Below are 9,384 nucleotides of genomic sequence, written 5' to 3'. Positions count from 1 at the left end.
GATTACGGGCGGTGCCTTCTCCGTCAACGGCGGGGTCGTCTCCTGGTCGGATACGAACAACAGCGTCATCCAGCCGGGGGAAGAGGTTACACTGACCGCAAACAGCAGCGCCCAGGGAACGCCGCGCTGGACGGTCCCGACGATCGGCGATTTCACGGTCCAATTCTTCGTCAATGATATCTGGCGCTACGAGGAAATGAACAAGGAGAACAATAAATTGTCTGAAACGCTGCATATCAGCCTGCCCTGACGGGCAGCAGTGATTAGGCAGCATTGATTAGAGAGCAGTGATCAGATAGCAGGAATCAGATAGCGATGCTGCTGAATCGGCAATCCCCGTTTTCCTGCAAGTTACGGGAGGCGGGGTTGCTGCTACATAGATTAAACTAAATATTGGATAAAGTGATTTTTTTACATTTATGCAACAAATATTGATTTCCGTTACAAACCAATTCGAAGATGAGGACTTACCGCGCTCTCCAACTCGATTGTGATTCAGTGGTAGTTATATTAAATCATAGACTGTACATTGTTCTATAGTATTAGTAAATTCGTAGAGATAAGAACATACTGAGAGTTTATAAGAGCAGTCAAGGTTATACTGTTTAAAAAATACTGTATTCTCCGCTCCATCAATAAATATTTCCTTAGATGAGTTCATGAAGATACTAAAAGAATTAAGGGGGATAAACAGCCCTCTTCCAATTGCTTTAATATAACTTTCTTTTAAAGTCCACAAATCGTAAAAATAGAATAATTTTTTATCGATATCAATCAGATTTGTTAAATCGGTAATTTCCCTGGATGAAAAATATTTTTTAGCGATTTCGAAGTTAATTGGTTTTATTTCCTCTATATCTATTCCAACATTTGTTTCTCCGAATACTGAGACAACCCAATCCCCAGAATGTGCTATGTTAAAGTGTACTCCAAAAGAAGGATCAGTATAGGGTTTGCCATAGCTGCTCAATTCTATTTTCATTTGATTATTGTGAAAACCGGTTAATTGTTTAAATTTATATCTAATCAAAGCATCACCCAAGAGAGTACGATAAGAATCTTCCATTCTATAGAAGCGGCTGATTCTTTCCTTCTTTCTTTCTTCGACGTTACTAAGAAATAAAGAATATATTTCAGGTTCCATGTATTTCGGGACTTTTATTGCAGTCACTATAACTATATCGAACACCACCATTAGTCAATTTCATCAATATATTAACATTATTTGGACTAAGTCTCAAAATATAAAAATGTTTGAAAAGCATTGGTTCATCCATGAACACCACATTCGAGTACCGATTATAGAATTTTGAACTTATTTCATAGTTGCCTTTATTTAGAGCTGCACCGCTATTCGTTACACTTGGAGTAGAAATGACCGGGAGGAATCGGGATCATGCGGAGGCCGTTAACGAAGGATGAGCAGGATTGGGTGGAGCATACTTTACAATCCATGAGTGTGCGGGAAAAGATCGGGCAGACGATGCAGGACCATGCCGGCCGGCTGCCGTTCAAGGCCACAGATGAGGATGAAGTCAGAGCGTACCTGGAGAAATATCCGGTAGGCAGCTTTTTTATCGGCGGAGAGGTGATCCAGAAGGCTGCGGGCAAAGCCGGGGAATACCGGGAATGGGTAGAGCTGCTGCAGAGGGTCAGCAAATTCCCGCTGCTGTTCTCCGGCGATCTGGAATTCGGCGCGGGTTCAGCAGTGAAAAGCCTGACGGCGTTCCCGCCGCTGCTCGCACTCGCTGCAGCCGATGATGAAGCGCTGGCTTACGAATACGGCAAATATACCGCGATCGAGGGCCGGGCGGCCGGGTTCACCTGGGCGCTGGCGCCGGGGACGGATCTGCTGCTGAACTGGATGAATCCGGTGATCACGACCCGCTGTCTGGGCGATGAGCCCGGGCGCGCTCTGCGTTTGTCCGCGGCTGTGGTGCGGGGGATGCAGGATTACGGAATTGCCGCCTGCGCCAAGCATTTTCCGGGTGACGGGGTGGATTACCGGGATCAGCATATCATTACCACGGTCAACAGCCTGCCGGAGGAGGAATGGTGGTCCACCTATGGCAAGGTCTCACAGCATTTGATCGATCAAGGGCTTATGTCGTATATGACGGGGCATATTGCACTTCCATGGATGGAAGGGGCCGCAGTGCAGGGCCGGAAGCCGGTTCCGGCAACCGTCTCGCGGCGGATTACTACGGATTTGCTGCGCGGGCGGATGAGCTTTGAAGGCGTAGTGCTTTCCGATGCGCTGGATATGGGCGGATTCCTGGCCTGGGGAGATTATGAGCAGCGGATGGTGGACTGCCTGAACAGCGGGACGGATGTGCTGCTGTGGCCGGGCATAAGGTATTTTGAAACCATGGAAAAGGCGCTGGCACAAGGGGCGGTAACGATGGAACGGCTGGATGCCAGTGTACGGCGGATTCTGGCCATGAAGGCAGAGCTGAGCCTCCAGCATTTGGATGCACAGGGACGGGACCCACTCGCTGTCCCGCTGCTGAATGATAAATTGAAGCCGGAGCAGGACCGGCAGGCAAGAGAGCTGAGCAGACAGCTTGCGGAGAAATGTATCACGCTTGTACGCAACCGGGCAGATATCCTGCCGCTGGATCCGCAGACGACCCGCAGGGTGCTGGTCATCATGTTGAACAAAGTAACACAGGGACGGGTCTTTGAGCGGATGGGTCTGTTCGTTGATCAGCTCCAGGCAAGGGGGCTGCAGGTGGATATTCTCGATGAATTCGAGCCGCTAAATACGCTGCAGAAATGGGAACAATCCGGGATCCGCTGGGATGCGGCCTTTGTGCCTTATTTTATGCCGCTGCATGGCATGATGAACTCGGCCCGTCCGGTGGGCGAAGCGGCCAAAGCCATCTGGGCGCTGCAGCATGCGGAGACGATCCGTCCGGTCGGGGTATCTTTTGCCACGCCGTTTCTGCTTCGGGATATGCCGTTCCTCGACACACTCGTAAATGCATATTCACTGCACGAGGAAACGGTAGAGTTCACGGTCAAAGCCCTGTTCGGGGAAGCTCCGTTCCTGGGACATTCACCTGTGGATGCCGATCCTGAGGAAGACTATCTGAGTCCAAGGAGGCTGCAGCATGTCCGACACTAAGCTTATGCTGGAGCCTATATTGGAGCGGGTATTTGCGTATATGACCGCTGAGCAGCACAGCGGCAACTGGGGAATGGACATCGGCCACTGGGACTGGGTGCCGGGGGTTGGCATCATTTCCATCCTGGATTACGGCCAGGCTGCGGGCCGGGACAAGGCCGTCGATTATGTGCTGGAGTGGATAGAGCGGAACAAGCAGCAGGCCGAAGGCATCAAGGTGATTAATTCCATGGCTCCTTATGCAGTTTTTCCCGGACTGTACAGGAGGACACAGAATAGCTGGTTTCTGGAGAAAGCCGGTGAAATTGCCGGCTGGATGCTGGAGACGGCGCCGAGAACCCGGGAGGGGGCGCTGGAGCATACCGTTACTGAAGCGGCCAAGTTCCCGGAGCAGGTATGGGCGGATACGGTCTACATGGCCGTGCTGTTCCTGGCGCGGCAGGCCGGGCTGACCGGGGAGCGCAGAATCGCGGAAGCGGCGCTGGAGCAGACACTGCTGCATCTGCGGCTGCTCCAGGATGAGCAGACAGGGCTGCTGTTCCATGGCTGGAACTGCCGGGAGGGGAACCATATGTCGGCTGTCCGCTGGGCGCGGGCCAACGCCTGGATTACGCTTGCCGTTCCGCAGATTGTGGCAGAGATTAAGGAGCTGACCGAGATACCCCGGGAGCTGTACAGCCGGTATGACAGGCTTGCTGCAGCCTTAAGCTCCTGCCAGGCGGAGGACGGATTATGGCATACGGTCCTGGACAGGCCGGAATATTATAAGGAAACTTCGGGCAGTGCCGGCATCGCCTGCGGATTCATCCGGGGCGTACAGAGCGGCATGCTGGACCCCTCTTATCTGGCCGGTGCGGAGCAGGCGCTCGGTGCTATTCTTCCGCTCATTACGGATGACGGTGAAGTGAAGGGGGTATCAGCCGGAACTCCGGTGATGCCTTCCGCTGAGGCCTATAATGAAATCGCTGTCTATCCGGCATTGTACGGGCAGGGGCTGGTAATGCAATTGCTGGCACAGACGCTGAGCCAGAAGTCTAACGGACAGCCGAATGTGACCACGGTCAGAAAGGCAGGGAAATAAGCGTGAATAATGCGGCAGGTTATACCTGAGAAGACATTGACCAGCGCGAAATGCTGATCCGCAAAATGCGGGGGCTGGAGGGCCGCTATCATCCGGAGCTTGCCATGCTGCGCTCGCCGTTCAGCAGCCCGGGGTACCATACCACCTTGAAGCAGGCCGAATTTATCCATTCCACGCGGGATTCGTTGTCCTATGCACTGGGGCTGCTCGATACAGAGCTCGCCGAATGGGAGCAGCGGGCCTTCGGCATCATAGCACAGGTGATTTCACTGCAGGATACGGACCGGAGCCACGCCACCTTTGGCATCTGGTCCTGGTTCTATGAAGAGCCGCTCGCTATGATGGCACCGCCGGACTGGAACTGGGCCGATTTCTGCGGCAGCCGGCTGATTCAGGCTCTGGCGCGTCACGGGCACCGTTTTCCGCAGGAGCTGCGCGAGGCAACGATCCGTTCGGTGGACTATGCCTGTGAGGCGATTACCAAGCGGAATGTCGGACCCGATTATACCAATATTGCAATTCTGGGGGCCTTTGTCACCAGAATTGCCGGAGAGCAGCTCGGCCGGGAGGATTATGCAGTCTATGGGCTGGAACGCTTGAAAAAACTTTATGCGTATACCATGGAGCGCGGGGCCTTTCAGGAGTTTAACAGTCCCGTTTATACCTATATCGCCATTCTGGAGCTGTCGAAGCTGCGGAGCGAGTCTGCGGACAGTCCCGTGAAGGAGCTGTGCAATGAGCTGATTCAGCTGACCTGGAAAACGGTAGCCGGATATTATCATCCCGTGACTGCGCAGTGGTCCGGCCCGCACTCCCGCTCCTACCAGACGCTGCTGAGTGAGCAGAGCAAGGCGTTCCTGCAGATGGCGACCAGGGGTGAAGTGATGTTTTTTCCATGGGATGAGCTACCCTATGAGGAGGAATGGTACGGCAGCGGATTTTATTGTCCGGCCGCCTATCTGGACTGCTTCAAGGCACCTTCGACTAAGGAAGTGAGACAGCTGTATGAAGGCAATGCCGATGACGGCAGCGGCAAATGGGCCGTTACTTTTATGACGCCGCAGTTCAGCATGGGTTCCTTTACGAACAGTGATTTATGGAATCAGAGAAGGCCGCTGCTGGCCTATGTGAACAATAACGGTACTCCGGCCTATATCCGGCTGCGCTGCCTGCATGACGGCTATGATTATTGCTCTGCCCGGATAAAAACCAAACAGGATCAGGGAGATTTGCTGTTCGGAATTGATTTCCTGACCGATGGCGGGGACACCCATCCTAATCTGGACCGGATCAGCGGGGCAATCAAAGTTGCGGACTTCCGCCTGCGGCTGGAGATCGGCGGTCATACCGGCGGCATCACAGCAGAGCTCACCGAAGAGGGAGCCGAACTGCAGATCGGGGAGTCCGTCTTCTGTCTGACGACATGGTTTGCGGTATTCACCGGACAGCCGGATTCCGGGCGGAGCTTGAGCTGGCAGCTGGACCGGTCTTCGGACAGTATCAATCTGGATATGATTCTGTATTCCGGCCCGCGCTGCAGTATTGATTTCACCAGCCTGCGGCAAGCTGCCTTTGTGTTCTCGCTCGCTGCCTTGGAGGTTGAGGACAGCGAAGGCCCGCGGGTGGAGGTAACCGATGAAGGTATACTTCGGGTGAGCAGAGACGCTGAATCCGGTGAGGCCTTCTCGCTGCGGCTGCGTCCCGGTCCGGCAGCGGACGACACTTTCTGAATACAATAAAGGAGCTGAGCTCCAGGGTATCGATCCCTGGAGCTCAGCTCCTTTTAACGTAAAATTTTAATGCGAAAGCTCTCTGAAATCCCCGCGGAACCGCTCATAGTCAGCGGCTCTGCACTCCAGCAGGAGCTTTGTTCCCTGCTCTTCATAGCTGACCTCCTGGACATGGGCATGTTCATTGAAATACGAAACGATGCTGCCGCGGTCATACGGGATCAGGATTTCACACTGAATGTAGTCATTAAAGACATGCCTGCGGATCAGTCCGGTAAGCTCGGCGATTCCGCTGCCCTGTCTGGCGGAGAGGGTGACCGAATCTCCCTCCACAACAGGATAAGGCCGGCCGGTCAAATCCGCTTTATTGTAGGCATACACCGTGGGAATGTCCTCTGCACCCAGCGCTTTGAGCGTCTCGGCCGTTACCTCCATATGCTGTTCATGCTGTGGATCGGAAGCGTCGACAACATGGACCAGCAGATCCGCCTCGGTCACTTCCTCCAGTGTAGAGCGGAAGGCCTTAACGAGGTGATGGGGCAGCTGGCTGACGAAACCTACCGTATCGGTTAACAGGAAGGTTTTGTGATCCGGAAGCTTAATGCTGCGGACCGACGTTTCCAGTGTGGCGAACAGCATATCCTTGGCAAATACCTGCTTGCCCGATCCGGGATGATATTCCTCTACCATCGCATTCAACAGGCTGGACTTGCCGGCATTCGTATATCCGACCAGACAGATTACCGGCACTTCATTTTTACGCCGCTGCCTGCGCTGAATCTGGCGCCGTTCGACCTGGGTCTGCAGTTCGGCTTGCAGTGCGGTAATCCGTTCCTCGATTCTTCTGCGGTCCAGCTCCAGCTTCGTTTCACCGGCCCCTCTGTTCTTGAGGCCCGATCCGCCGCCCTGCCGGCCGAGCGATTCGCGCATGCCGGTGAGGCGGGGAAGCATATACTGCAGCTGGGCGACTTCGACCTGAAGCTGTGCTTCCTTGGTTTTGGCCCGCTCCGCAAAAATATTCAGAATCAGAATCGTCCGGTCAATGACCTGACGGCCCAGGGCAGACTCCAGATTGCGGATCTGCGAGGGAGTCAGCTCATCATTAAAGATAATGACTGTATCCTTATCTTCAAGCATCGCTCCCAGCTCCTGGATTTTACCGGTGCCCAGATAGTGGGAAGGGTTAACCCGGCTGGCCTTCTGGCTTAGCTCACCGATGACCCTGATATTGCAGGCAGCAGCCAGATTGCGGAGCTCCTCCATCGAATATGCAAAATTCGTCTCGTTTTGCAGTTGAACACCAACGATTATTGCCTGTTGCTGTATGGCTTCCATCTATTCATCAACCTCCTGAAATTTGTATGTGTGTAAGCTGCGAGTGGTATGGTGCGGACTAAGACGGACTTATGAGCTAAGGGGCTAAACGGACATGAAAAAAGCACAGGCGGTAATCTGCCTGTGCTTGAATTAGAGGAAATAGAATAGGCCGGGAAGGCCATGCAATGGCATGCATGGCGTCAACCAGCAAGCGCACCCCACAGCGAAAATGAACAAAACATCCGGTACCGGCAAACGGAAATAGGCGGCCTATTCCAACCTGCTCGGTTAGGTGATCAATTTTCTATGGAAGTGCGATTTCTAAAGGCGAAGGCGGCACATTAATTCCCTGTCCGCCCGGTCAAACTGCGGGCTGCCTTTAAAAATGGATAGACCTATCCTGAGTCCTCTGCACATGGGCAGAACTTTAGCGCTATTCATATCTGAATTAGCCGCGCAAAGTACGAATCCGGATAAAATCTATCACATTCATTTGCAACCCTCCGTTCCTAAAAGTTGAGTCCATTTTAACACATCCATTATTTTCTGGCAAATCAGCTTACCCATTCCCGGCGCAGGGTGAACAGATCCTTCAGCGCATCCGTGGAGAGCTCGGTAATCCAGTTCTCGGAGCCTGAGATGACATCATCGCTGAGCTGCTGCTTGCTCTCCAGCATCTCGTCAATGCGTTCCTCCAGGGTTCCAAGCGAGATGAATTTATGCACCTGAACATCCTTGGTCTGGCCCATCCGGTAGGCGCGGTCCGTGGCCTGATTCTCCACAGCCGGATTCCACCAGCGGTCGAAATGGAAGACATGGTTGGCTGCGGTCAGATTGAGGCCGACTCCGCCCGCTTTCAGGGAGAGGATGAATACATTCGGCTGACCGGCTGACGCCGGAGACCCGTCCGGAGGCGAAGGGGCCTGGAACTGCTCAATCATGCGGTCGCGGGCCTGTTTGGAGGTGCTGCCGTTAAGGTACAACACCGGTTCCTTCAGCTCCTGCTGGAGCACGGACTGGAGCATCCGGCCCATGCCGACATACTGGGTGAAGATCAGGCAGCGTTCGTTCTCTTCGCGCAGCTCCCGCACCATCGCCAGCAGCCGTTCCAGCTTCGCGGAACGCTCAATCAGGGAGGCTGTGCCCGGCCCGCCTTCCGCGGCCGGATCCGGCAGGGCCTCCTTCGTCAGCAGTACAGGATGATCACAGAGCTGCTTAAGGCTGGTTAACGCGGCGAGAATAGCGCCTTTGCGTTCAATGCCTTCCAGCTTGTTCATCTTCTCCAGCAGCCCGGTTACATGCTGGTCATAGAGGGCTGCCTGCTCTGCGGTCAGGTTGACATAGGTCTTCATTTCATTTTTGTCGGGAAGATCCAGCTGAATATGGGGATCTTTCTTTTTGCGGCGCAGCATGAAGGGCTTCACGAGCCGCTGCAGATCCGCTGTCCGCTCGGGATTCCGTTCCTTCTCTATCGCATTCGCGAACCGGTCCTGGAAAGACTTGGCGCTGCCCAGGTAACCCGGTGTAATAAAATCATAAATTGACCATAGCTCTGACAGCCGGTTCTCAATCGGCGTTCCTGTCAGGGCAATCCGGTGCAGTGCCGGGAAGCTGCGCACCGCCGCAGACTGCTTCGTCCCGGCGTTTTTGATATTCTGCGCTTCATCCAGGCATACTGCAGCCCAGGTGAACTGCTGCAGCAGCTCCTGGTCTAATGCTGCCGTGGCGTAGGAGGTCAAGACTACATCGGCCTGCGAGGCTGCACCGTAGAAGTACCCGGCATTCAGCCGCCTGCTGCCATAGTGCAGCATGACGTTCAGAGACGGGGCGAAACGCTGCAGCTCCTTCTGCCAGTTGCCGAGTACGGAGGTCGGGCAGATGATCAGTGCCGGCCAGCCCGGAGGATCCGTCTGCGGCTGGCTGCCCGCCGGGTCAGCCGCCAGCTCTTTCAGGTGCAGGAGATAGGAGATCAGCTGCACGGTTTTGCCGAGGCCCATATCATCGGCCAGGACAGCCCCGAGGCCGAAGCGGCGGAGAAAGGCCAGCCAGGCATAGCCTTCATGCTGATAGCTGCGAAGCTCGGCCTGCAGTGCGGCCGGTACAGCCGGCTTCGGCCACTGGTCACGCTG

7 protein-coding genes are annotated in these 9,384 nt (G+C 54.4%); 4 read left to right on the top strand and 3 right to left on the bottom strand.

Going from position 1 to position 9,384, the window contains the following annotated elements:
* Positions 1 to 250: hypothetical protein (locus AQR02_RS26075; protein WP_159067850.1), on the top strand; the 250-nt coding region annotated here is incomplete at its 5' end.
* A gap of 255 nt (positions 251 to 505) precedes the next feature.
* Here AQR02_RS26075 and AQR02_RS26070 read toward each other — a convergent pair.
* Entirely contained in the window at positions 506 to 1,144 is a 639-nt protein-coding gene (locus tag AQR02_RS26070) for a 4'-phosphopantetheinyl transferase family protein (RefSeq protein WP_159067849.1), read from the bottom strand.
* Positions 1,145 to 1,396: 252 nt separating this feature from the next.
* On the opposite strand from AQR02_RS26070, the gene AQR02_RS26065 reads away from it, so the two are divergent.
* Genes AQR02_RS26065 through AQR02_RS26055 form a run of 3 tightly spaced genes read left to right on the top strand, consistent with a single transcriptional unit; the run spans position 1,397 to position 5,938 of the window.
* Entirely contained in the window at positions 1,397 to 3,127 is a 1,731-nt protein-coding gene (locus AQR02_RS26065) for a glycoside hydrolase family 3 protein (protein ID WP_054943280.1), read from the top strand.
* Positions 3,114 to 4,208 carry a glycoside hydrolase family 88/105 protein gene (locus AQR02_RS26060; RefSeq protein ID WP_054943279.1) on the top strand — a complete coding sequence of 365 codons (1,095 nt, stop codon included), beginning with the start codon at positions 3,114 to 3,116 and terminating at the stop codon, positions 4,206 to 4,208. The genes AQR02_RS26065 and AQR02_RS26060 overlap by 14 nt, the downstream gene beginning before the upstream one ends.
* Before the next feature lie 50 nt (positions 4,209 to 4,258).
* Positions 4,259 to 5,938 carry a hypothetical protein gene (locus AQR02_RS26055; RefSeq protein WP_054943278.1) on the top strand — a complete coding sequence of 560 codons (1,680 nt, stop codon included), beginning with the start codon at positions 4,259 to 4,261 and terminating at the stop codon, positions 5,936 to 5,938.
* A 66-nt stretch (positions 5,939 to 6,004) separates the two neighbouring features.
* On the opposite strand, the gene hflX is transcribed toward AQR02_RS26055, so the two are convergent.
* Entirely contained in the window at positions 6,005 to 7,273 is a 1,269-nt protein-coding gene (hflX, locus tag AQR02_RS26050; RefSeq protein WP_054943277.1) for a GTPase HflX, read from the bottom strand.
* Between the two features lie 536 nt (positions 7,274 to 7,809).
* The coding region (locus tag AQR02_RS26045; RefSeq protein ID WP_148449222.1) for a DEAD/DEAH box helicase at positions 7,810 to 9,384 on the bottom strand (1,575 nt) is incomplete at its 5' end.

The sequence above is a fragment of the Paenibacillus ihuae genome, assembly GCF_001368795.1.
Classification (GTDB): Bacteria; Bacillota; Bacilli; order Paenibacillales; family Paenibacillaceae; genus Paenibacillus_AQ; species Paenibacillus_AQ ihuae.
This window is presented reverse-complemented; position numbering and strand designations above follow the sequence as displayed.

Coding starts and splice junctions, on each gene's coding strand:
- AQR02_RS26070 (WP_159067849.1), bottom strand. CDS start 1,144: ATGGAACCTGAAATATATTCTTTATTTCTTAGTAACGTCGAAGAAAGA.
- AQR02_RS26065 (WP_054943280.1), top strand. CDS start 1,397: ATGCGGAGGCCGTTAACGAAGGATGAGCAGGATTGGGTGGAGCATACT.
- AQR02_RS26060 (WP_054943279.1), top strand. CDS start 3,114: ATGTCCGACACTAAGCTTATGCTGGAGCCTATATTGGAGCGGGTATTT.
- AQR02_RS26055 (WP_054943278.1), top strand. CDS start 4,259: ATGCTGATCCGCAAAATGCGGGGGCTGGAGGGCCGCTATCATCCGGAG.
- hflX (WP_054943277.1), bottom strand. CDS start 7,273: ATGGAAGCCATACAGCAACAGGCAATAATCGTTGGTGTTCAACTGCAA.